Origin of the sequence: Shewanella sp. 10N.286.52.C2 (assembly GCF_002874545.1) — a bacterium.
GTDB lineage: Bacteria > Pseudomonadota > Gammaproteobacteria > Enterobacterales > Shewanellaceae > Shewanella.
On record NZ_MCTV01000039.1, the window covers coordinates 303,469 to 329,651 of the forward strand.

The window sequence follows — 26,183 nt, forward strand, 5'->3', positions numbered from 1 at the left end:
GTAGAACGAGCGGTACTTTACGCAAATGCGTATTTGAGGTCAAGCAGAAATCGATGTTTTACAAACTCTTGAACGTTTGCTGTTCAAATCGAGCAATTCCGTTGCTCGATTGATTAAATAAAGCACGTTATTAACTCATTAGCGTTGGGAATAAACCTTTAATACCGGCAGCTATCACTTCAATACCAATTGAAAGCATTAGCAGCCCCATTAAACGCGTGATGACGTTAATGCCTGTTGTACCTAGCAACTTAAAAATAATCGGTGCCATTCTGAACAAACCAAAACTCATTAAACCAAAAATAATCACCGTAATGGACATACCTATCATGTCCACCAATGAGTTATTAGTAGAAGAAAATACAATAACTGAACTAATGGCGCCAGGACCAGCCATTAATGGCAATGCCAGTGGTACCACAGCAACCGACTCCATGCCTGATGCTTCACGGTCTTCTTCTTGGTTACGTTTCACTTGGCTCAATTTACCCTGCAGCATAGACATCGCGATGATCGCAATCAAACTGCCACCGGCAATTCTAAAGGCTGATAAAGAGATACTGAACATATTTAAAATATGCTCTCCAATAAAAATCGTGGTTAACAAAATAATCACCACGGCAAAGTTTGCCACTTTACCTGTATGGTTACGTTCTACCTCAGTTTGGTGACTGGTTAAGGTCACAAACACAGGCAATAAGCCCACAGGGTTGATAATTGCTATCAATCCTAAGAAAAACTTAACGTAAAGCATTAAATCCACGAGCTTACCCTCTATATCAATGGTTTTGTGGTCAAAAAAATAATCGCGCAACTCTACTGCTTTTTATGCATTTTACAAATGTATTTTCTTACAAATATGAGCTAGTTAATAATAAACCTAATCTGACCTTAATTTACTTTTACGACAATAGCTTTTCGGAGCCAATTAACAAAATTCAATGTCTACAAACACCACTTACGACATAAATGAAATTTAATGACATAATCGAGTAAAAAAGCGCTATAAAAATTCATCATCAAGCTTTGTACTGTTACAATAAACCTCATTATTGAATGTTAGTTACTTAATCGGCGTTATTAACGACAGTAAGTAGATTGAAATCACTATGGGTAAACACTATGAGTAAACGTACTAGGATCTGTCATAAAAATGGTCATCGAAAAATGACGGGTTCACGCAGAAGATTAACTTACCTTGTATGTATTACTAAAACGGCTCAAAAGTGCCCATCTACAGAACTCAATATAGTCGATAAAACAAGCCTCGAAACTATCTAGCTGAAAAATTACCCATTTCAGAGTAATTAATTTTTCAGCCCATAAAAAAAGAGATGCTAAATAGCATCTCTTTTTTGTTCGCCTAACCGTAAAACTATTTGTTTTCAGTCCAGCGATCCATCCAACCTAGTACGTTTTTGTACCACTGCTGTAGGTTATCTTGATTTAAGATCCAATGGTTCTCATCAGGGAACATTAATAGCTCTGATGGGATGTTATTGCGCTGCATGTATGTAAATGCCGCTAGTCCTTGCCCATAAGGCACGCGGTAGTCTTTCTCACCGTGGATCACTAACATTGGTGTGTTCCAGTTTTCAACATAGTTTACTGGATTGAACTTCTCATATAGTTCTTTATTTTCAGTGTATGTACCACCAAATTCATACTCAGGAAACCAAAGCTCTTCTGTTACGTGGTACATGCTACGCATATCAAATAAACCAGCGTGGTTTACAAGACACTTAAAGCCATCGCTCCAGTTACCTTGGATCCAGTTCATCATGTAGCCGCCATATGAGCCACCTAATGCACAGGCATTATCGGTATCTAGCCATTTTTGTTGCTGACCAACCGCTGCTAGGCCTTTTTGCAAGTCTTCAAGCGGTTTACCACCCCAATCTTGGGTGATTGAATCAGTAAAGGCTTGTCCATAACCGGTTGAGCCATGGAAGTCGACCATAACCACACCATAACCTGCGCCAGCCCAAAGTTGTGCATTCCAGCGACCACTGAATGAGTTACCAAATGAACCTTGCGGGCCACCGTGAACTAAGTATGCGATTGGGTATTTCTTACCGGCTTCATAATTAGCAGGTTTAATCCAGTAACCGTGTACTGTCTCGTTATTCCAACCTTTGAAGTTAAATTGCTGGAACTCACCAAATTGAATTTCAGCTAATTTGTCTTCATTAACATTGGTTAAACGGGTGAGGTTTTCACCTTCAAGGCTAATTTTATATAAGTCGCCCGGCTCAACTAATGATTTGTTGCTGAAAATAAGCCCTGACTCTGTCACTGCGACAAGGTTGTTACTGCCATCATTGTATATCGGACGGACATCACCAAACTGAGTGTTAACTTCAAAGATGGTCACTTGACCTACATCTTGCGCCGTGACATAAAGCGTGCGGCCATCATCACTGAAGGTCAGTGAGCTTGGGCTGCGATCCCATAACGGTGCCACTTCTTTTTCTGCGCCAGTAACTGTGTCACGCAACATAATGCGGTAACGGTCAGCTTCAAATCCAGGCTTACTCATCGCAAGATAAGCCAGTTGACGACCATCTTTAGAATAAGTCGGTTGTGCATCCCATGCTTTATTATCTGGCGTTAGGTTTTCAGCCGTGCCACCAGCAACAGACACTTTCCATAGATCATAGTTGGTCGTCCATGCTTGATCTTTGCTTGGGGCTTTGGCGCTATAAACAATGTGTTTACCATCTGCGGTAAAGGTCACCTCTTCCATGCCTGAAAAAGGCTTTGGCGGGGTTTCAGTATCTAAACCTTGGGTAACATCAACAACATCTGTTACTGGCTTGCCATTTAGCTGACCGACAAACAAATGGTTACGGGCGTGATCTTCCCATGTATCCCAATGGCGAACCATGAGTTGTTTGTATTCACGACCCGTGGTCTTTTTGTTTTCTTCAGCCTCAATACGATCAACCGTACAAGCTAAGTCTTTACAGTCAGGAAATACGCGCATGTTCATGACAACTTGTTTGCCGTCATTTGATAACTTATAGCCATTGATATCCAATGGTAAGTCAGTCACTTGCATCGCTTCGCCACCAGTTAAGGCTAAGTTAAATAACTGACTAGAACCGTTACGCGCTGCTAAGAAGTAAATTGATTTACCATCAACACTAAAAGTTACGTCATGTTCAGTGCCTTTATGTGAGGTAATTTGAACTGGCTTAGCATTTTTATCACTCAGATCCAGTAAGTATAAATCAGAGCTGCTGTCGCCCTGCTCGTCAATTAACTTAACGGCATACACTAACTTGCTGCCATCATTTGATACAGCGGCAGAATGAAGCTTATTCAACTTTACAAGTTGTTGAACATTAAAGGGGGTTTTAGCAGGCTCTGCTGCTTGTACTGACAAGGCAAAGCCTGCAGTTGCAATAGCGAGTAAAATTGACGATTTTTTCATTTGATGAAGTTCTCTTTTTAATTTTTGTTGTGTTACCAATGTCTGTGTTATTTTTTAGTGCTACATCACAGCAAAATGATTAATCGATGAAATGCTGTTATCAAACAGTTTACAGACTGAAAGTACACTGTTTCAAAAATACCAATAATAAGTACTGATAGCACACTACCCAAACAAAAACGCTCAGGCAATAGGATTTTGACACAATCCAAACCTGAGCGAGATTATTTGCGCTATTTGACGAAATTAACCACAAAAACCATAACGTGAAATTAAAATTAACGCTTATTTGTTTTTGGCATTAGCAATATTAACTTTCCAAATTGCCGGACCTGTTTCATGGGCATTAACGCCTTGAGTATCCACAGCCACGGTAACCGGCATATCTTGAACATCAAATTCATAGATAGCTTCCATACCTAAGTCTTCAAAAGCCACCACACGAGATTTCTTAATCGCTTTAGATACTAAGTAAGCAGCGCCGCCGACAGCCATTAAATAAACGGCTTTGTGTTTTTTGATTGATTCAACGGTTTGTGGCCCACGTTCAGACTTACCAATCATGCCCATTAAGCCCGTTTTATCTAACATAAGATCAGTGAACTTATCCATACGGGTTGCGGTTGTTGGGCCTGCAGGGCCCACAACTTCATCGCCTACTGGATCTACAGGCCCTACGTAGTAAATAAATTTACCAGTAAAGTCGACGCCATCAGGTAAACCTTCACCTGATTCAATCAAGGTTTGAATGCGCTTATGAGCCGCATCACGACCTGTTAGCATTTTACCGTTAAGTAATAAGGTATCTCCGCTTTTCCAGGTTTCGATTTCAGCTTGAGTGACTGTGTCTAAATTAACACGATGAGTATTCTCACCTGCTTCACGGGTAATTTCAGGCCAATCAGCTAATGATGGCGGCACTAAGTCAGCAGGGCCAGTGCCATCTAAATGGAAATGCACGTGACGTGTTGCTGCGCAGTTAGGGATCATTACCACAGGTTTTGACGCTGCGTGAGTCGGCACTGATTTAATTTTAATATCAAGTACCGTGGTCAAGCCGCCTAAGCCTTGCGCGCCAATACCCGTATTGTTGGCACGTTCAAAGATATCTAAACGAAGCTTCTCTTCAGTGGTTTCAGCGCCGCGCTCCATTAGCTCATGGATATCAACCGGGTCCATTAACGACTCTTTTGCAAGTACCGCGGCTTTTTCAGCTGTGCCACCAATACCTATGCCTAACATACCTGGCGGACACCAACCTGCGCCCATAGTCGGTAAGGTTTTTTCAACCCACGCAGCAATATCATCTGACGGGTTTAACATCACCATTTTTGATTTGTTTTCTGATCCGCCGCCTTTTGCTGCGATCATGACTTCAATATGATTACCTGGCACCATATCAATATGAACTACAGATGGCGTGTTATCGCGAGTGTTTTTGCGGGAACCTGCAGGATCGGCAACGATTGATGCACGTAAAGGGTTATCGGGATTCAGGTAAGCTTGGCGTACACCTTCATCTACCATTTCCTGAACCGTCATATCGGTTTTGTCCCACTGCACTGCCATACCAATTTTGACAAAACTGGTCACAATACCTGTGTCTTGGCATAAAGGACGTTTACCTTCTGCTGACATACGTGAGTTAATCAAAATCTGTGCGATGGCATCTTTTGCAGCCTCGCTTTCTTCACGATCGTAGGCCTTAGCCATTGCATCAACGAAATCTTTAGGATGGTAATACGAAATATACTGCAGAGAATCAGCAATGCTTTCAATAAAGTCAGCTTGCTTGATCACGACATTAGCAGATGAGTTTGTAGACATATAGGGGCGCTCCAGCAGCCATTGCGGCATAACTTGTTTTATTTTTATATGAATGCAATTTTAAAATTGCCTTCAATTAGCTATTAATCCTTTCAGGGACAATATGATACTCTTTCCAACGTTTTTGGGCTACATCACATTTTAAATAGGTTACAACATGCATTCTCGGGGCAAGCAATCGCTGGCAATTCAGCAACTGGATTGGAATATTAGTACGCACACCTTGTTTGAACATTTCTGCCACAAGCCTTGGGCTATGCTGTTAGATTCGGCCAACGCAGCCCATACTGATGCTAAATATGACATTATTGCTATTAGTCCAATAGCTTGTTTAACATATCAAAATAACCTCAGTAAACTCACTATTGTCGATGAAGCGTTAAGCCCGTTACTAGCGAGCTTTGATAGTCAGCAAGCTGTTTTTGAGAATCTAGCTCAGCTGCAGCAAACACTTTACCCGACAAAACAGCCATGCAAGTTCCCTTTTAGCGGCGGCGCATTAGGTAGCTTTAGTTATGACTTGGGTAGAGTGATAGAAAAACTGCCAGACAGCGCTATTCAAGATATTCACTTGCCTGAAATGAGCGTGGGTTTTTATGACTTTTGCTTAATCTATTGCTATCAACAGCAATGCTGGTTTGGTTTACATTATCAAGGCCAAATTGCCCTTGATACTGCATTGAATAAAATTGAGGTCGCAACTAAAAAAATAACCAAAAACAAATCCACGCAGCCAAAATTCAAACTAACCTCCCCTTGGAAAAATCAAACCACAAGCCAGCAATACCAAGAAAAATTTAATCGGGTGCAACAATATTTGCATTCTGGCGATTGCTATCAAATAAATTTAACTCAGCGGTTTTCAGCTAACTATCATGGCAATGAGTGGCAAGCTTATTGCGCGTTATCTGCAGCCAATAAAGCCCCTTTTTCAGCCTTCTTGAGGTTGGAAAATCACTGCATAATGTCAATTTCGCCAGAGCGATTTATTCAACTTTCTGGTGATAAGATTTCTACTAAGCCTATTAAGGGCACCTTGCCTCGCTCAGCAGATGCTGAAATTGATAAACAAAAAGCCCAGCAGTTACAGCACTCAGTAAAAGATCGCGCTGAAAACGTGATGATTGTGGATTTGCTGCGTAATGACATCAGTAAAGTCGCCACTGCGGGCACAGTTAATGTGCCCAAGTTATTTGATATTGAGAGCTTCCCTGCGGTGCATCATTTAGTCAGCACCATTGAAGCTACCCTCGCGGCTAATTTGTCTGCCATCGATATTATCCAGGCAGCCTTTCCGGGTGGTTCTATCACTGGCGCGCCCAAAATTAGAGCCATGCAAATTATCGAAGAATTAGAGCCATCAAGACGCAGTATTTATTGCGGCAGTATTGGTTATATCAGTCAAGATGGCACTATGGATACCAGCATTACCATTAGAACCTTGCTGACTGAAGAAGATAAGATTTATTGCTGGGCCGGTGGCGGTGTAGTGGCAGATTCTAATGCCGATGCTGAGTATCAAGAATGCTTTGATAAGGTCAGTAAGATTCTGCCTATATTAGAAAAGCTCTAAAACAAGCATATTAATTCAACCATAGTAATAGCTCTGTTAAGGGTTAAGCTGAAGCTTACGAAAGTTAACTCAGCTAAAACTTAACTTAGCTAAGGGTTGAGTTAAATCTCACAATCATCACACTGCCGCTTTACTTAACCTTTAACTTAGTAGTAAAAAGGTATTCAACTGTATAACTGCTGGCGATATTGCTTAGCCACCTGTTGCCAGCTAAAGCGTTCTTGACTGGCATTAATCTCCATTTGACGATATTGCTCAGGTTGCTCATTACTCAAGCTTAAGGCGTTAATTAACACCTGAATAAATTGTTCCGCTTGATGAGCTAAATTATGACCTTCAAATAACCAACCGGTTTGCTGATCTTTAATGGTATCGCGTAAACCACCTACCCCATGGGCAATACACACCTGACCTTGCTTCATGGCTAATAATTGGCTGATACCACAAGGCTCAAAGCTACTTGGCATGACAAACAAATCACCTAACTGATAAAGTTCATCGGATAATTGCTGATCATAGCCATTAATAAACACAAAGTTACTGTGCCTTGATGCGACCTGTTGAAACTCTTTGGCTATGACATGATCGCCACTCCCCAGTAGCATAAACACCCCTTGGGGTTTTAATCGTTTTAACTCAATCAGCATAGCGTCTAATAGGCTTTGGCCAGTACTGTTTGCCTCAACGGGATAGGGTTGACGTAACAGCAACACCTTTTGATCTGTTAACCGCCCTACTGATGTCATTAAGAAATCAATCGAGCTCGCTTGGTTGATTTGTTGCATTTGCCATTGTTGTAAACGCGCTAAAGTTATTTGATCGACACTGCGAGCAGAGTCTGTTTTACCTAACCATTTAATGACTGCATCTTGTGATTTCACTAATAGCTGATTAATCGATTTGTTAGCGGTTTTCTTATCAGGTTTTGCAGTGGTCAATTCACTTTCAGCACTATTAACATCACTATTATTAACACCACTATCATTAACACCACTGTCATCATTCTCATAAACGCAGCCATTGAGTATTCCTACAATGTCACCACGATTATGTTTATCTAACATGGACGCTTCTAAGCCTTCACCACCAAAAAAACCATTTTGATGATCGGATGCCATTAACACCTCATGAGCATAGGTCGGCGATACTAAATGCACCTTGTCACTGAGCTCAATACCCATTTTCATTGGGTTTACACAGTTAGGATATCGTGGATCGCTTAAATGAGCTTTTTGCTCATCTGTTAAAAGGTGCGTTAGCTCAGGAAACCATGCAGCAAATGATGAGACATCATCACGTATTGGTCTTATGCCCTGCAGGGCTAAATTATGAATTGAGAATACACATTGGCATTGCTTTAACATGGCATATTGTGGGTCAAATGCCCGTAACATCACCAGCATTCCGGCGTGCCAGTCATGCATATGCATCACATCAACTTCGGGGATTAAACCATCAATATAAGCTTGGGCTACCGCTAAATTAAATAAGGCAAACTTAGTGGCGTCATCAGCAAAGGGCCTATCATTACTGCCTGCACAATAAACTTGATTACCCTCGCTATTAAATAAATGATGCTCAAATAAGTATACTTGGCTGTTAAGGTTTGTATTGCCGTCAACACTGGTTCTGGGTCTTGGCATCAGCGCCACGCTGACGATTTCAATATTAGCACCAAATTTTACCGCTACAGTGCCGATGTTATTAGCATTATAAGTTTGTGCAATATAGCCATAATTAGGCATAGCCACATCCACAATAATATCTTCGCTTGCTAATGCTGGAGGCAAGTCGCGAATAACATCAGCCATACCACCGACTTTCGCGCCAGATATCGCGTCGTTCTCAGCTGCGATCATTAATACTTTTTTCACTAGTGAATACCTTTTAAATGCTATTAGGTTTTTTATTCGGTGTTACATGATGTAAAATGCTGAGCCGCCAAGTTTAACCAAAGGGTAAACCTGCAGCTCAACTAAATTGAAAAGCCGACTAAATTGAATAAGTCGACTAAATCAATTACTCATAACCCGTAGGTAAACCGAGCATTTTTCTAGTAACTAGGGTTATGCCTTTTTCTGACACCCTAAATCCACGGGCAATATCTTGGGCACGATTAAAGCCAATTTCCATACCTTCAGGAATGATACAACCGCGATCAATAATGGCATTTTGAATACGGCAATTTTTAAGTACCACTACATCAGGTAACAACACCGAGTCTTTCACTAATGAGTATGAACACACCCGCACTTCATCAAACAGCACACTACGCTTGACCTTAGCACCTGAAATAATACAACCACCAGAAACAATTGAATCTACCGCCATACCACGGCGATCATCATCATCGAAAACAAATTTAGCGGGTGGAAGTTGCTCCTGATAAGTCCAAATTGGCCATTTAGCATCATATAAATTCAGTGCTGGTGTGGGTGACAATAACTCCATATTGGCTTGAAAAAATGAATCCAAGGTGCCAACATCACGCCAGTATGCTGGCTCATCAGGTACTGCACTGGTGAACGGGAAAGCAAATATATTGGCGTGCTCGATAATGGACGGAATAATATCTTTACCAAAATCTCGGTCTGAGTTTTCGTTATTGGCATCTTTCTTTAACTGATCGAATAAAAACTTAGTGTTAAACACATAATTGCCCATCGATGCTAAACAAAACTCTTCATTACCTGGGATAGATTTAGGCACGGCAGGTTTTTCTTCAAAGCCGACCACCCGCATATCTTCATCCACTTCCATTACCCCAAACGCATTAGCAGCTTCAGGAATGGGCGTTTCTAAACAGCACACTGTCATATCAGCGCCAGATTCCGCATGAGCGGCCAGTAAACCGGCATAATCCATGCGATAAACGTGGTCCCCAGATAACACCATCACGTATTTAGGTAACTCATGACGAATAATATCGATATTTTGAAATACCGCATCAGCAGTGCCTTCATACCAGTTGCCTGAGGTTTGCTGTGATGCTGGCAAGATTTCCACTGACTCGCCCAGCTCTTTCTTAAAGTGGCCCCAACCACGACTAACATGCCGAATTAACGAGTGAGATTTGTATTGGGTGACTACCCCAACACGGCGGATCCCTGAGTTAATGCAGTTTGATAATGGAAAATCGATAATGCGGAACTTACCTCCGAAATATAACGCCGGTTTAGCACGCCAATCGGTTAACTCATGTAAGCGAGAGCCTCGACCACCAGCTAGAATTAATGCATAGGTATCACGGGTAAGATTACTAATATAACGAGCATTTGACATATATTAAGACTCCTAACTTTAAACTCAGCAACTTGCTGAAAATATAATGGCGTGATTATTTGGCAAACCAAATGTCGTCACGATACGCACTAATAGTGTTGTCACTAGAAAAACGTCCGCTGGATGCAGTATTTCTAATACTCATTTGAGTCCAGTGTTCTTGATTGGCATAGGCAGCAGCGACGTTTTCTTGTGCTACGCGATATGCATCAAAATCGGCGGCGATCATCCATTGATCATATGGGTCTTCAATGGCAGCAATAATGCTGTCAAAAATACCCGGTTCCACTAAATTGAAATGGCCACTTTTAAGCATCTCTAACACATGTTTGAGTGCGGGTGACTGTTGAATATATTGATGGGGGTTGTAGTGAGATTTAAGCTGACTAACCTCGTCAGCATTAAGACCAAATAAGAAGAAGTTGTCATCACCCACTTCTTCAAGCATTTCAACGTTTGCACCATCGAGGGTGCCTATGGTGAGAGCGCCATTCATCATAAATTTCATATTGCCGGTGCCCGATGCTTCTTTACCAGCAGTGGAGATTTGCTCAGATAAATCTGTGGCCGGGCAAATTTTTTCCATGGCGCTGACGTTATAGTTTGGCAAAAAAGCAAAACGTAAATATGGCGTTACCACAGGATCTGAGTTCACCATATGGGCCACATTATTGGCGAGTTTGATGATTTGCTTGGCCATGGCATAACCAGGCGCCGCTTTGCCGCCAATCAGCACACAACGGGGCTGCATCCCTTGGGTATCACCCGCCACAATGCGTTGATATAAATGAATAACATGCAATATATTCAGTAACTGGCGTTTGTATTCATGAATGCGCTTAACCTGTACGTCAAACATCATCTTAGGGTCAAACTCAACCTCACACTCAGCTGCCACTAATTTGGCTAAATCTACCTTGTTATCAAATTTGACGGTCTGCCACTGCTTCAAAAAGGCTTGGTCATCGGTAAAGGCATTAAGGGCTGTTAGCTGGGTTAAATCGGTCACCCAACTATCACCTAAACGGCGAGTAATTAGCTGTGCCAAGCGCGGATTACAATGGGCCAGCCAGCGCCTTGGCGTCACACCGTTGGTTTTATTATTGAATTTGTGTGGCCATAGCTGATAAAAATCATTAAACAAACCAGACTTTAATAATTGGGTATGCAGACCTGCGACGCCATTAACCGAAAAGCTAGCCACAATGGCAAGGTATGCCATTCTCACATGGGGTTCGTGGCCTTCTTCGATAATCGACATCGCCGCTAATTTGTCATTATCCCCTGGCCAATGGTGAGCAACGTCTTCGAGGTAACGGGCATTAATTTCATAAATAATGTCCAAAATGCGTGGCAACATGTGCTTTAACATGCGCACAGGCCAGCGCTCTAGCGCTTCTGGTAACAAGGTGTGATTAGTGTATGCCACGCTGCTTGAGGTAATGTCCCATGCTTGATCCCAATCCAAGCCATAGGTATCCATGAGCAAACGCATTAATTCAGGCACTGAAATACTCGGGTGAGTATCATTAAGTTGCATGGCATTAAGCTCACTAAAGCGACTAAAATCGCTGCCATGAACCGCCACATAGCGCAGTAAAATGTCCTGTAAGCTGGCCGAAGATAAAAAATACTGCTGCCTTAAACGCAGCTCTTTACCATTTTCACTGGCGTCATTGGGATACAACACCATGGTAATTTGTTCGGCCATATTTTTACGGGCCACGGCCTCGGTATAATCACCATCATTAAATTCCGCTAAATCAAAATCATCAGTGGCTTCAGCTTTCCACAGCCTTAACGTATTAATCCGACCGTTTTTATAGCCGGGTACTGGCATATCGTGTGGCACTGCGTTGACATCTTGAGTATCAATCCACACATAATGACGATGACCTTGTAGATCGACATAGGATTCTGTATGGCCAAAAAATGGCACGGTAATGGTGTGATTGGCCAATCGCACTTCCCATGGGTTACCTTCTCTTAACCAGCGATCCGGTTGCTCTATTTGATAACCATCAACCACTTTTTGCTTAAACATGCCGTATTCATAGCGAATACCATAACCGACAACCGCTAGGTCTAAACTGGCGCAGCTATCTAAAAAGCATGCGGCTAAGCGGCCTAAACCGCCGTTACCTAAACCGGCATCAAGCTCGGCTTCTTGTAAGGTTTCTAAATCTACTGCGTAGCTATTTAGCGCCTCACGAGTCTCTGTTGTTAAATCTAAACTGAGTAAAGCATTACCCAAGGTACGGCCCATTAAAAATTCCAGCGATAAATAAGCCACTTGTTTTTGCTGATATTGGTTATCCTTTAAGCGTGTTTCTCGCCATTGCTGCAGTAAATTGGCTTTAACCGCTGACGCTAACGCCCCATACATATCATTGGTGGCATTTTCATCACGGCTTAACACCCCTTGAAGCTGTCGCTTAAAGGTGGCATCTAAACTGTCACAAGGATCGCAATCTAGATGGTCATTACTTTTTGGTTCACTTTTGAGTGTCGATTTAGCCGCTTTAGTGGCCGGTTTTTTCTCGCGGGTTTTCCTTTTAGTGACTGTCATCGATTAATTCCTTATCTTGAACTAGTTGAAAATTGGCATGAAATAACATCAGGCTTCGACTTTGGAGTACTGCCTTACTTTCTTTAATCAATTCACTTTGCGCTAAATTGTCGTTATTAAGGTTTTGGGTTGACAGCAAGCATTGCCAAGGGCCGTAACAATTTAAACTCGGTAAGGTAAATGATTGATTTTCAACATCAGCATTGAGTACCAGTAATAGTGCGTGGGGTTGTTGCGCCAATTCACCGGAAGTTATCACCACCGCCAAACTGCGACAGCTTTGTTCACTCCATTGGCGTTTGGACATAGGTTCGCCATCACGCCCATACCAAACAAAGCCACTATCACGTTTATTATCAGGTACATGAATAAAGTCTTTATGACATAAAATCGGGAAGCGCTGACGTAAGTTAATTAATTGCGAGGTAAATTCAACTAATGACCAATCAATAGTTTGCCAGTCTATCCAGCTAATCTTATTGTCTTGGCAATAAGCATTGTTATTGCCTTGCTGACTGTGACCCATCTCGTCACCACACAAGATCATGGGTACCCCTTGAGACAGCAATAGCGTGGCAAGAAAGTTTCGTTGCTGACGTTGACGAGTTTGGTTAATCACAACTTTGCTGGTTTCGCCTTCTTCGCCGTAATTGGCACTGAGGTTTTCATGATGGCCGTCACGGTTTCCTTCACCATTGGCCAAGTTATGCCGTTGGTTAAAACTGACTAAGTCTTTTAAGGTGTAACCATCATGACTGGTAATGAAATTGATACTCGCCGATGGACTGCGACCATGGTGTTCAAAAAAATCATCTGAACCATGAAAGCGTCTGGCAAATTCAGGTAGCATGCCATGATCGCCGCGCCAAAAACGGCGCATAGTATCTCGGTAGCGATCGTTCCATTCACTAAAGGCAATAGGATAATTACCCAGCTGATAACCCCCAGGGCCAATATCCCAAGGCTCTGCAATCAGTTTCACCTGACACAGCACGGGATCTTGCGCTAAGGCATCAAAAAAACCGCATCCTGGATCAAAACCATAGGTTTCACGGCCTAAGCAACTGGCTAAATCAAATCTAAAACCATCGACTCCCATGACTTCAACCCAATATCGCAATGAGTCCATAATCAATTGCAACACTTGCGGATGGTTGGAATTAAAGGTGTTACCACAACCGGTATCATTGATATACAAACGCTGTTCGTTAGACACCAATCGATAATAGTTGGCGTTGTCGATGCCGCGAAAGCTTAAGGTGGGCCCCAAACGACTGCCTTCTGCGGTATGGTTATAAACCACATCTAAGATCACTTCGATACCCGCATCGTGCAGGCTATCAACCATGTCACGAAACTCAGTAATACTCTCGCCACTCATATAAGCTGCGTTGGGTGCAAAAAATCCGATGCTGTTGTAGCCCCAGTAATTACTGAGGTTCTTTTCGATTAAAAATGGCTCATTGAAAAAGCTTTGCACTGGCAGTAGTTCAACACAGTTAACCCCTAACTGGGTTAAATATTGGATACTGCTGGGGGCTGCAAGGCCAGCATAAGTGCCTTTAATATCATCATTTACTTCAGGATTTAACACACTAAAACCTTTCACATGGGTTTCATAAATGATGGTTTGCTCTAAAGGAATATTAAGCCTTTTAACCGGTCTGTTTCGTAGCGCTCTGTCATCTACTACACAGCATTTGGGCATGTATTTGGCGTTATCTTTGCTGCAAAAAGATAAATCAGAATCAGGGCTATCAATTTGATAGCCATAAGTTGCATCGTTAGCTTCAAGTTCACCAAACAGCTGCTTGGCGTAAGGGTCTAGCAATAGTTTATGATGATTAAAGCGGTGCCCAAGTAAGGGTTGATAGGGTCCATAAACCCGATAACCATATAAGGTACCCGCTTTCGCTTGTGGCAAGTAACCATGCCAAATTTGTCTGGTTTTTTGGGTTAACGGAAATTGTTGTTCGTTAAGCCCAAACTCGTCAAAAAGACATAGCACCACTTGGGTGGCGTTAGCTGAAAATAGCGCAAAGTTCACGCCATTATCATCAACGCTGGCGCCCAAGGGGTAAGGCTTTCCTGTAAGCAAAGGGTTAACCGATTCCATAGTTAATCCTCTTCAGATTCTAAACTGGTGCGGGCGGCCTTAACACTGAGCACAATCGTCGCCAATGGCGGTACAGTCACCAGACCACTGCGTGCCATCCCTTGCCAGTCAACATCGGTATTAATAATGGTGTCATTGCTTACCGCGCTACCGCCATAACACGGGCTATCACTATTGAGCACTTCGATATAATCATTTTCAGAAGGTAAACCGACCCTAAAGTCGTAATGCACTTGCGGGGTCATATTGACCACAAATATTAAATGCTGCCCACTGTCTTTGGCATAGCGAATAAAACTAAAGATACTGGCATCACCATTATCACAATCCAGCCATTGAAAACCTGATGGCTGATGGTCCAGTTCATATAAGGCTGGGCTTTCACTGTATAAGCTATTGAGATCTCTAACCCAATCTTGCATGCCTTGGTGCGGCGCGTATTGCAGTAAATGCCAATCTAGGCTTTGGTTATGATTCCACTCATCACGTTGGGCAAACTCTGTGCCCATAAACAGCAGTTTTTTACCTGGATGGCCCCACATAAAGCCTAAAAAGCTTCTTAAGGTGGCAAACTTTTGCCAATCATCACCGGGAATTTTATGCAGTAACGAGCCTTTACCGTGCACCACTTCATCGTGACTTAAGGACAAAATAAATTGCTCGGTATAGGCATACACTAAGCTAAAGGTCATTTCATGGTGGTGATGTTTACGGTAAATGGGATCGCGACTAAGGTAACTCAAGCAGTCATTCATCCAGCCCATATTCCACTTAAAGCCAAAGCCTAAGCCACCATTTTCAGTGGTGTCAGTCACTCCGCCCCAAGCGGTTGATTCTTCTGCCACCATAGTGACACCTGGGTAGGCGGCATAGATTCGCTCATTGAGCAATTTCAAAAATTCAATGGCTTGAATGTTTTCGCGTCCGCCATACTCATTAGGCAGCCATTGACCAGATTCTCGACTGTAATCGAGATATAGCATGGAAGACACGGCATCGAGCCTTAGCCCATCGAAGTGAAACTCTTCAAGCCAATAACAGGCATTACTGAGTAAAAAGCTTTGTACTTCGCCGCGGCCGTAATTAAATATTAAAGTGTCCCAGTCAGGATGCTCCCCTTGACGTGGATCTTGATGTTCATACAAACAACTGCCGTCAAACTTAGCCAGTCCATGAGGGTCTTTAGGGAAATGAGCCGGCACCCAGTCTAATAAAACCCCAATATCATGTTGATGACATTCATCTATAAAGGCTTTTAAGCCAACGGGATCACCAAAGCGGTAAGTTGCTGCATATAAACCAACAGGTTGATAACCCCAAGAGCCATCAAATGGGTATTCACTGATTGGCATCAGTTGCAGGTGGGTAAAGCCCATTTCTTTAAGATATGGAATCAATTCATCAGCTAAGTCTTGATAACTGAGGTAACTATCGCCCCACTCACCTTTACGCTTCCATGAAGCGAGATGAACTTCATAAACAGACATAGGCAATTGATGTAGTTGCTGTTTTGCGCGCTGCTTAAGCCATTTTTTGTCTTGCCATTTATAATCAGTTTTGTGTGGAACAACCGATGAATTACCCGGCGCTGCTTGCATTTGAATCGCATAAGGGTCGGCTTTTTCAGTTAAAGCGCCATCTTGTGTAGTGACACTAAATTTATAAAATTGGCCTGCATCAGCATTGGGAATAAATATTTCCCAAATGCCATTACTAGGATGAAAGCGCATGATATGGGCTCTGCCATCCCAATGATTAAAATCACCTACTACGGCAACTTTTTGAGCATTCGGCGCCCAGACACAAAAATGAACACCTTCTACACCTGCGATAGTCTTCCAGTTCGCACCTAGAAATTGGTAGCTTTTTTGCTGCTTTCCTTCAGCAAATAAGTAGATGTCATCATCATCCAGCAAGCTGCCAAACTGGTAGGGATCGATTATGGTTTCAATACTCATTGGATAAGTCACTTTTAAGCTATATAAAAATGGCTTAACCCGTCGTCCCATAGTGCCAGCAAATAAACCCTGCTCATCAACTTGGGTTAATGAAGCGACTTTTTTACCATCTTTTAGACTGATCACTTCAACTTCTATTGCACCTTTGACGAAGCATCTAACGATCAAAGATTTGCCATTGTCGGCTTTATGCATACCCAGTAATGAAAATACATCAGTAAAATTACCACTCAGTAATGCGGTATCGGTTCCATGATTAAAATAAGGGGCATTATTAGTCATTTTGCATTGCTCCATAAATGTTTGAATTAATGATTACGCTGTTCGTTATTCGCATTAGCCGTAAACAGCCCATTCAGGCTTGCCGCTGTCATCTATATATCTGCTACGTCTGGTTTTATTGATGGCATCGAGCCTGTTATTGACTGTTGAATCTGCTGAAATTTGTTCTAAAGTGCGACTTAAGCGTCGACACCAATTGGGGTATTGTTTCCAAGTACCGGGAATGTTTATCGGTTTGACTTCATCGATCAGATCGTCAATTTGAATGCTATATAGGGCTGAATTACCCGATGCCGATAACTGGAGCCAAGCAAGCATTAATTGCTCAAAATCAACTTCACCCATCACAATATTGGCTTTGATAAGATGATGCTGACTAAGTAAATCCAGTAGTTGTTGTTTCTCTATCAGCCTTAGCGATTTCGCCTCATCAAGTTGTTGCTCGTTGTCATACAGATTTAACTGATGCCGTAATTCAATATCTGCCGCAGTCCACCACGCCGTTAATGTCGGCACATCATGGTTTGCTAGCATCATCAAACTGTGAGACTTATAAAAGGCGGGGTTCATAAAGCCGTCATGATGTTTAGCAAAGTAAAATAGTTCGTTTGAAAATATTTTTGCTTTAGCTAGGTTGGCGACAATTTCTGGCGGCACTATGCCAAGGTCTTCGCCAATTAACACACATTGGGCTCGCTGACTTTCTAGGCACAAAATGGCTAATAAAGTATCCAATGGGTAATACACATATGCCCCATTGCCTAAACCTTCCTGCTTAGGCCACCACCATAAGCGTAATAAGCCCATGACATGATCGATTCGTAAACCGCCACAAGACACCATATTCGAGCGGATCAAATCAATGAAATGCTCAAATTTATGCTGGGCTAATTTGATAGGGTCAAAAGGCGTTAAACCCCAGTTTTGCCCTTGAGGGGCAAAAGGATCTGGCGGTGCACCAATATTGGCATTGGTACAAAAATTATCGATATTTGCACAGACTTCAGCCCCCGTAGGCGAGGCACCGACTGCCATATCACGAATTAGCCCTAAGGACATGCCTGCAGTTTTGGCTTTTGCCTGACACTGAAGTAATTGCTCATAAGCGATAAATTGTAAATAACACAGAAATTCTGCATCTGTAAAACACGAATTTCGCTGTTGCTGGTGGGTGACATATTGGCTTAAACCTTCACCCTGCTGTTGCTTAAAACAGGCAAAGTCTAGATAGCGTTTACTGTGGTTGTTTTTATGCTCTTTAATAAACGCGTTAAACAGCATTTGATAAATAGAAAATTTAGTTTCATGTATCTCGCAGTAATCAAGCAATCTAGACTGAGCTAATTGATATTGTTTATTTCGCCAAAGCTTAGAAGTTATAACCCCTTCAATGGCAGCGTATTCAGCCACTGACTCGATGTGAATGTATAACGGATTAAGTCGACGTCTATCTGATGGGCTATAAGGGCTGGCACTTTCTGGTAAATCCAGAGCGTGTAATGGGTTTAGTAAAATAAAATCTGCGCCTTTGGCAGCAGCTAACTCGATGAGCTTTTGTAAATCATTAAAGTCACCAATCCCCCACTGGCTTTGGCTAGTAAGGCTATAAAGTTGGGTGCTAAGCCCCCATTTGGCTGTTTTACTGTCAGCATGAACATAGGCGCTGCGCGGCGCAATCATTAATTGACCGGTATATGTTTCACTGGAGCTTGCAGATTCAACAGTGGCACTGATACCGTGATAACCAAGGCCTAGCGGGGCATTAATGTCATCATTTAATTGATACTGATATTTAAGATAACTGATACCATCAATGCCATAATCACCCACAACCCGCATTTGGCCGAGGCTGATTGGAAAATGAAATTTATCACCATGTTCAATTTCAATCTCAACTTTTATGCTGCCAGTAAAATGCTCAGGTAAATGAAACTCAACAATAGGGTCATCCACATAGCTCCATTGAAACCCATGCAGAGGCAGTAACCATGGCGCGGCATCTAATTCAAAAATCCGTTGCTGAATAAATTCATCGCTTAAAGTCGAGCTAACAAAAGAACGATTAGCAGCAATATTATTTAGCGTGTCACTCGTTGATGCACCTTTAGTTGATGCATCATTAACACACATGGATTGTAAAATTCCATTTCTATCTAGAGGCTGGATCTGTACATTGTTGCCAAAGCAATCTATAAACTCAGCGCCTACGCCTTGCAAATACAGTAACTTCCCTAGTCCCATATTTGTCGCCCTCGCGAATGTCTTAACTGATTAATAACCCAGCAGTTACCATGCCAGCACAACATCACAGTTTAACGACAGTTTAATTTCAATCAGGTTACAGAATAAAAAGATTAAATTTCAAGATCTTAAAACCAACTGATTGTAAATTAAATTTACAAACTTGTTTAAAACGAAATTAAAAGCGTAATTAAAAACAATCACTTTGGTGCATTAACGCACAGCAAACGTGCAAAAAAACCAAACCCAATTTTACTGCAGGGCCTATAAAGTAAAATAACAGCCATAAAACTTTGCTTATAAACAGCTTAAAACCGTCAAACTTACGGTTATTGTGCTAATTTAAAGGGAAGACTTGCGCCATTTTATTTTTATAAAACCAATATGATTATCTGGGACGTTTGATGAATACTACGCAGTTCAATATTCACTTTTCATTGCAAACATTAACAAACCATATTGTTTCCCCACCAAAAGAGCTTCGCTCTAGAAAAGCCGCGGTATTAGTGCCTTTACTCGAAGTAGATGGCGAGCTTCAACTGTTGCTAACCAAAAGAGCATTACATTTACGCGCCCACCCAGGTCAATTTAGTTTCCCTGGCGGTAAAGTAGATAAACAAGATAGCAGTATGATTTTTACTGCCCTTAGAGAGGCTGAAGAAGAGATTGCCTTATTACCTGAAAATGTTGATGTGATCGGTACATTTCCGCCCCATACAACCTTTACCGGATTTGAAATAACCCCAGTTATCGGCATTGTTAAACAACCTTTTGAGATAGCGCTAGATCCAGGAGAAGTCGCCGAGGCTTTTTGGGTGCCACTTAAACACTTTTTAAACCCTAAAAATCGACACAGTATTCAGTATCAACGTCATGGCAGCTTTTATGATGTCCATTATATGCCCTATCAAGGTAAATTCATTTGGGGAGTAACAGCGGCAATCATTAATTTACTCTGTTGTCATTTAAACAATTCAGCTAACGTTTTTAATGGTTAATAAAAGAAACTTAAGTTTAGTTTCACTACAAACGAGATGATACCAACCATTCAAATAAGCTAGCGAATTACAAACCCGCTACCTGTGACATATTCAAGTGTTACAGTTAAAGCAGGCTCTCAGAATAATCGGTTCTCAATCCTTTTGAGCTCGCTATATTGGAACTAGCTATAATTTAAATCGCTATAACAGCGGCTTCTATTAGCATAAGTCTCACTAAAATCCCCAAACTGGTAAACGGCTAAGCGCCAGCCACTGATAGCAGCCTAAGTAAGACTTGTATTAGCCTTGGTCATCTACATATCACCGCTAGTTAAGTTTGGCAGGTTTTAAATACATCACTTTGTCATACGCTTATAACTGAATTTTCAGATAAAAAAGTAATATTGCCGCAATATTTTTAAGCAGATTCTGCTGGGTTTGTTAAAACTTGTGAAAATATCTGCCTGCAAGCGGCTTTTACCCTTGTGAAAAGCCCATTTCAAGGTAATATAAAGCCCCTATTTATATCATTGATTCATTGGAGAACTAAGCAACAATGAGCATTACATCTGTCGCTTCTGTATTTAAAGGTGACTTTGCGATCGGTTCGCAAGTTACGGTACGTGGTTGGGTTCGCTCACGCCGCGATTCTAAAGCTGGTATTTCATTTCTAGCCGTTTATGACGGTTCATGTTTTGATCCTATTCAAGGTGTTGTACCGAATAATTTAGAAAATTATACCAATGAAGTGCTAAAGCTTACTGCTGGTTGCTCTGTGATCATGACTGGTGAAGTTGTTGAATCTCCGGGTAAAGGCCAAGCATTTGAAATGCAAATAACCAAGGTTGAAGTTGCAGGTTTAGTTGAAGACCCTGATACTTACCCTATGGCTGCTAAGCGTCACTCAATTGAGCATTTACGCGAATTAGCTCATCTTCGCCCACGCACTAACATTATTGGCGCAGTGGCCCGTGTTCGTAACTGTTTATCTCAAGCTATCCATCGCTTTTACAATGAACAAGGTTATATCTGGGTTTCTACACCACTTATCACTGCTTCTGATACTGAAGGCGCGGGTGAAATGTTCCGCGTTTCGACGTTAGATTTAGAAAATCTACCCCGTAACGATCAAGGCACAGTTGATTACAGCGAAGACTTTTTCGGTAAAGAATCATTCTTAACCGTATCAGGTCAGTTAAATGCTGAAACTTACGCTTGTGCATTATCAAAAGTGTATACCTTTGGCCCGACTTTCCGCGCTGAAAACTCAAATACTAGCCGTCATTTAGCTGAATTTTGGATGGTTGAACCTGAAGTGGCTTTTGCTGATTTAGATGATGCGGCCAAACTTGCTGAAGACATGCTGAAATTCTGTTTCAGAGCCGTTCTTGAAGAACGTCGTGATGATTTAGAATTCTTTGCTCAACGAGTAGAGAAAACTGCCATTGAGCGTTTAGAAGCATTCGTGACCAGTGACTTCGCCCAAATCGATTACACTGATGCCATTGAGATTCTTAAAGCTTGTGATAAGAAGTTTGAGTTTGATGTTGAATGGGGTATCGACTTACATTCAGAGCATGAACGCTACCTTGCTGAAGAGCATTTTAAAGCGCCTGTTGTTGTTAAAAACTACCCTAAAGACATCAAAGCATTCTACATGCGTCTTAATGATGACGGTAAAACTGTAGCAGCAATGGACGTATTAGCACCAGGTATTGGTGAAATTATTGGCGGCGCACAACGTGAAGAACGTTTAGACGTTCTTGATGCTCGTCTTGCTGAGATGAACTTAGACCAAGAAGATTACTGGTGGTACCGTGATCTACGTCGTTATGGCACTGTGCCACACGCAGGTTTTGGTTTAGGCTTTGAGCGTCTAGTATCTTATGTTACTGGCGTAAGCAATATCCGAGACGTGATCCCATTCCCACGTTCACCTAAGTCAGCCAACTTCTAAATCTAACTGGCTCACTCAATAAAAACGCGCTTAATTAGCGCGTTTTTTTATGGCTTAAATATGGCAAAATACCTTTGAATTTCATTCAATAAAAAAGGCTCTCATCAAAGTAATTATCACTTTAAGCCATTATTTAATACGTTTTTTAAGAACTGATATTTTAATCGTTAACTGTTAATAATGATTTTATCTCGCAATTGTTTTACTTCATCTCTTAAGGCTGCAGCTTGTTCAAATTCAAGGTCTCGCGCATGTTGATGCATCTGCTTTTCAAGTACATCAATCTGCTTGGCTAACTCTGCAACACTTAGCACCTTAGTGTCTTTATCGCCATATTCAGGCGATTTCTCTGCAACTTTACCGAAGGCGGTATATTGATGTTTACTGTTACCACGGTGAGGATCGCCTAAGTCCATCACATCGGTGATTTTCTTAACTACCCCTTTAGGTACTTGGCCTAATTTCAGGTTATGCTCATGTTGTTTGGTGCGGCGACGTTCGGTTTCTTCCATGGCTTTTGCCATAGAGTTGGTAATTTTGTCAGCATATAAGATCACTTTACCGTTAACATTACGTGCAGCGCGGCCAATGGTTTGGATTAAAGAGCGCTCAGAGCGCAAAAAGCCTTCTTTGTCAGCATCAAGAATACACACTAAAGACACCTCAGGCATATCGAGTCCTTCACGAAGTAAGTTAATCCCCACCAATACATCGAAAACGCCAAGCCTTAAGTCACGAATAACTTCGACTCGCTCAACGGTATCGATGTCTGAATGTAAATAGCGTACTTTCACCCCATGTTCATCGAGGTATTCTGTAAGATCTTCTGACATCCGTTTGGTTAAGGTTGTGACTAAAACCCTTTCATTGGCCGCGACACGCTTTGGAATTTCAGATAACAAATCATCTACTTGTATCGCCACTGGGCGCACTTCTAATTCAGGGTCTAATAAACCTGTCGGCCTAACCACCTGCTCTGCAATTTCGCCATCACTTTGTTCAAACTCATAATCACTGGGCGTGGCAGAGACAAAAATGGTTTGAGGCATTAATTGCTCAAACTCTTCAAACTTAAGCGGCCGGTTATCTAACGCTGACGGTAGTCTAAAGCCATATTCAACTAGGGTTGTTTTACGACTTCTATCACCTTTATACATAGCGCCAATTTGTGGCACAGTAACGTGTGATTCATCGATAATCAGCAGGCCATTTGCTGGTAGATAATCTAATAAGGTAGGCGGCCCATCGCCTTCTGTACGACCTGATAGATAGCGTGAATAGTTTTCAATACCAGAGCAATAACCCAGTTCGACCATCATTTCAATATCGTATTGCACCCGTTCGGAGATCCGCTGCGCTTCTATTAGCTTATTGTTATCCAAAAGCTCCTGACGGCGTTCTCTTAACTCTTCCTTAATATGTTCCGTTGCTTCGATAATCGTTTCACGAGGAGTGACATAGTGACTTTTAGGATAGACTGTGGTTCTTGCTAAGCGCTTAGTAACCTGCCCTGTTAATGGATCAAATTCACTGAGCTGCTCAATTTCATCATCAAATAATTCAATTCGTACTGCATCACGCTCTGATTCAGCAGGAAAGACATCAATCACTTCACCGCGAACCCTGAAAGTACCACGCTGTAAATCAATATCATTGCGAGTGTATTGCAATTCACCTAAGCGGGTAATGATGTCTCTTTGTCCCATCAGATCACCCTGACGAAGATGCAATAGCATTTTCATATAAAGTTCGGGGTCACCTAAACCATAAATTGCCGACACTGAGGCTATCAGCACCACGTCTTTGCGTTCTAATAAGGCTTTGGTTGCAGAGAGCCGCATTTGTTCAATATGCGCATTGACCGAGGCATCTTTTTCAATAAAGGTATTTGACGCCGGAACATAGGCTTCTGGCTGATAATAATCATAATAAGAAACAAAATACTCTACGGCATTATTAGGAAAAAACTCTTTCATTTCGCCGTATAACTGCGCTGCAAGGGTTTTGTTTGGCGCCATGATAATCGTTGGGCGTCCTAAGGTTTGAATAATATTAGCTACCGTAAAGGTTTTACCAGAGCCCGTAACCCCTAATAAGGTCTGCTTAGCCACGCCTGCATCTAAGCCATCAACTAATTGCTTGATTGCCGTGGGCTGATCACCAGCAGGTGTATAGTCTGATACAAGATTAAAAACCAATTCTGACACTAGGATATATCCTTCTTTGTTGAAGGTGCATTTTATACTGAAGCCATCCATCTTTGCGAATGAGATTTATAGAAAACAACACTTAGCAGTAATTTATTACATTTCAAGCTTAGAAATATGAAATATTGCTACAAACGGAGTTTTAGGCTGCATTAGGTGAACAAAGTGCCTAAATCCCTTCATGAATGCACCATTTAATACACAACATTAACTTAAGCTTGTTTACATTAAGGCTCGCTAAACAACATTCATCAGAATAAAAGCATTGCATTTCTTATCACTCTGAAATTAAACAGAATTTTATTTATGCTGAATATTGGTAGATTTTAAGTCACTACCAATGTTTATAAGGGCTTGAGGGCATATTTCAAGAGTAACACACAGGCTTATCCACAGATTTAGTGGATAAGTCACTCTAACCCAATACTGATGGGCTATTGCAATAGGTGCGGTTTAATAAAATCGTAAAAAAACTATCATGAAATAAAATTACATTTGAAAGTTAGACTTACGAACTAGAAAAAATTTACATAACAATTGCACTGTTTCGATTATTAGGTTTTAGCAAATTAAATAGCATGTGATTAACATCAAGCATTTAGCTTAAAATACCTGCTTGAGTCTATATCCTGACTTACTTTAATCAAGACGTTAGCTCAGTACACTCAAAGCTGCATATCACCCATTACTACTAGTATACTTACTCCATTTTTAACTATTCTGCCAAGAGTGAAACAAACTGCTGCGCAACCTTTATTGGTATTCCCTATTCGGTGTTGTTAAGAATGGTGAATAAGCGCTGATACCTGCGTTGTGACATAAGCAAAGCTTCAATCAATTTTAAATCCAATGAATAGCGTTACGAATAGCGCTAGCTGATGGATCAATTTGATGGCAGTTATGACTAGAGATATCAAGCCAGCAAACGCTATAACTCAAGTCGCCCTATAAATGTACAGCGAGCATCTTATATTAGCCGCTTGACCAAGCAGTGGGATACGTCTTTATTTTACTCAGCTTGCTTGAACTTAGCTAATATAGAAGCGTTTAACTGTCCTTTAGTTGCGACAAGTGGTAATGACCATAAAGCTTAAATTGACCAGGCAGGCTTATTTGCAGATTCACTTGAGCACTAAAAAGTAATCTAAAAGTGACATTAGGCGTATTGAACATTTAAATCAGCTTGTTTTAGCGCCGATATGAAAATATAAGCTTTAGAAATACCAAGCATTTATTTCTAAAAGCTGTTTTAATCAAAAAATAAGTTAACTAAAAAACACCCATAACGGCCATTTATAAGCCTCAATGTGTATTAGGTGAGCAGTTAACATCAATTTTTCACTTTTTTTTATATCTCGAGTTGACGGATTGATCAGGGCGTTTTACTATGCGCTCCGTTCTCAGCAATACATTGCTAAAGACGATTCCCCTGTAGTTCAGTTGGTAGAACGGCGGACTGTTAATCCGTATGTCACTGGTTCGAGTCCAGTCCGGGGAGCCAATTTAGTTTAGTTAGTTGAAAATAAAGATAAAATGAAATTCCCCTGTAGTTCAGTTGGTAGAACGGCGGACTGTTAATCCGTATGTCACTGGTTCGAGTCCAGTCTGGGGAGCCAATTTTATCTTAGTTTTAATCGATTCCCCTGTAGTTCAGTTGGTAGAACGGCGGACTGTTAATCCGTATGTCACTGGTTCGAGTCCAGTCCGGGGAGCCAATTAAAACAAATTTTGAAGCATCGATTCCCCTGTAGTTCA

General features: G+C 41.5%; 13 protein-coding genes and 3 tRNA genes. 6 read left to right on the forward strand and 10 right to left on the reverse strand.

Annotated features, from left to right (window positions below; all coding sequences use genetic code 11):
* Positions 1 to 130: 130 nt before the first annotated feature.
* The 3 genes from BCU94_RS15155 to BCU94_RS15165 all read right to left on the reverse strand — a co-directional run bounded on the left by BCU94_RS15155 (position 131) and on the right by BCU94_RS15165 (position 5,263).
* Positions 131 to 763 carry a YchE family NAAT transporter gene (locus tag BCU94_RS15155; protein ID WP_102438165.1) on the reverse strand — a complete coding sequence of 211 codons (633 nt, stop codon included), beginning with the start codon at positions 761 to 763 and terminating at the stop codon, positions 131 to 133.
* A gap of 612 nt (positions 764 to 1,375) precedes the next feature.
* A complete protein-coding gene (locus BCU94_RS15160) occupies positions 1,376 to 3,436 on the reverse strand; it encodes a S9 family peptidase (RefSeq protein ID WP_102438144.1) in 2,061 nt (686 codons plus the stop codon).
* 285 nt (positions 3,437 to 3,721) lie between these two features.
* Positions 3,722 to 5,263 carry a fumarate hydratase gene (locus BCU94_RS15165; protein WP_102476851.1) on the reverse strand — a complete coding sequence of 514 codons (1,542 nt, stop codon included), beginning with the start codon at positions 5,261 to 5,263 and terminating at the stop codon, positions 3,722 to 3,724.
* Positions 5,264 to 5,420: 157 nt separating this feature from the next.
* Between BCU94_RS15165 and pabB the strand changes: the two genes are divergently transcribed.
* Complete coding sequence (pabB, locus tag BCU94_RS15170) at positions 5,421 to 6,836, forward strand: aminodeoxychorismate synthase component I (protein WP_102476852.1); 1,416 nt, start codon at positions 5,421 to 5,423, stop codon at positions 6,834 to 6,836.
* A gap of 164 nt (positions 6,837 to 7,000) precedes the next feature.
* Here pabB and BCU94_RS15175 read toward each other — a convergent pair whose 3' ends face one another.
* The 6 genes from BCU94_RS15175 to malQ form a co-directional block, all read right to left on the reverse strand.
* Entirely contained in the window at positions 7,001 to 8,710 is a 1,710-nt protein-coding gene (locus BCU94_RS15175; protein ID WP_241905019.1) for a glycogen/starch synthase, read from the reverse strand.
* A gap of 145 nt (positions 8,711 to 8,855) precedes the next feature.
* Positions 8,856 to 10,118 (reverse strand): glucose-1-phosphate adenylyltransferase, encoded by a 1,263-nt coding sequence (gene glgC / locus BCU94_RS15180; protein ID WP_102438149.1) that lies wholly within the window; start codon positions 10,116 to 10,118, stop codon positions 8,856 to 8,858.
* Between the two features lie 55 nt (positions 10,119 to 10,173).
* Positions 10,174 to 12,687, reverse strand: a complete 2,514-nt coding sequence (locus BCU94_RS15185; protein ID WP_102476853.1) for a glycogen/starch/alpha-glucan phosphorylase — start codon at positions 12,685 to 12,687, stop codon at positions 10,174 to 10,176.
* Complete coding sequence (gene glgX, locus BCU94_RS15190; RefSeq protein ID WP_102438153.1) at positions 12,674 to 14,803, reverse strand: glycogen debranching protein GlgX; 2,130 nt, start codon at positions 14,801 to 14,803, stop codon at positions 12,674 to 12,676. Before glgX ends, BCU94_RS15185 begins: the two co-directional genes overlap by 14 nt.
* 2 nt (positions 14,804 to 14,805) lie before the next feature.
* A complete protein-coding gene (gene glgB / locus BCU94_RS15195; protein WP_102476854.1) occupies positions 14,806 to 17,043 on the reverse strand; it encodes a 1,4-alpha-glucan branching protein GlgB in 2,238 nt (745 codons plus the stop codon).
* A gap of 54 nt (positions 17,044 to 17,097) precedes the next feature.
* Positions 17,098 to 19,284, reverse strand: a complete 2,187-nt coding sequence (gene malQ, locus BCU94_RS15200; protein ID WP_102476855.1) for a 4-alpha-glucanotransferase — start codon at positions 19,282 to 19,284, stop codon at positions 17,098 to 17,100.
* A 404-nt stretch (positions 19,285 to 19,688) separates the two neighbouring features.
* On the opposite strand from malQ, the gene BCU94_RS15205 reads away from it, so the two are divergent.
* Both BCU94_RS15205 and asnS read left to right on the forward strand, forming a co-directional pair.
* Positions 19,689 to 20,282 (forward strand): CoA pyrophosphatase, encoded by a 594-nt coding sequence (locus BCU94_RS15205; RefSeq protein WP_102438159.1) that lies wholly within the window; start codon positions 19,689 to 19,691, stop codon positions 20,280 to 20,282.
* A gap of 538 nt (positions 20,283 to 20,820) precedes the next feature.
* Positions 20,821 to 22,221, forward strand: coding sequence for an asparagine--tRNA ligase (asnS, locus tag BCU94_RS15210; protein WP_102476856.1), 1,401 nt, complete (start codon positions 20,821 to 20,823; stop codon positions 22,219 to 22,221).
* Positions 22,222 to 22,388: 167 nt separating this feature from the next.
* On the opposite strand, the gene uvrB is transcribed toward asnS, so the two are convergent.
* Positions 22,389 to 24,428 carry an excinuclease ABC subunit UvrB gene (uvrB, locus tag BCU94_RS15215; protein WP_102476857.1) on the reverse strand — a complete coding sequence of 680 codons (2,040 nt, stop codon included), beginning with the start codon at positions 24,426 to 24,428 and terminating at the stop codon, positions 22,389 to 22,391.
* Between the two features lie 1,425 nt (positions 24,429 to 25,853).
* Here uvrB and BCU94_RS15220 point away from each other — a divergent pair.
* From BCU94_RS15220 to BCU94_RS15230, 3 genes are all read left to right on the forward strand, one after another.
* Positions 25,854 to 25,929: transfer RNA gene (locus BCU94_RS15220), tRNA-Asn, on the forward strand.
* 39 nt (positions 25,930 to 25,968) lie between these two features.
* Positions 25,969 to 26,044, forward strand: a tRNA-Asn gene (locus tag BCU94_RS15225).
* A 23-nt stretch (positions 26,045 to 26,067) separates the two neighbouring features.
* Positions 26,068 to 26,143: transfer RNA gene (locus tag BCU94_RS15230), tRNA-Asn, on the forward strand.
* Positions 26,144 to 26,183 lie beyond the last annotated feature (40 nt).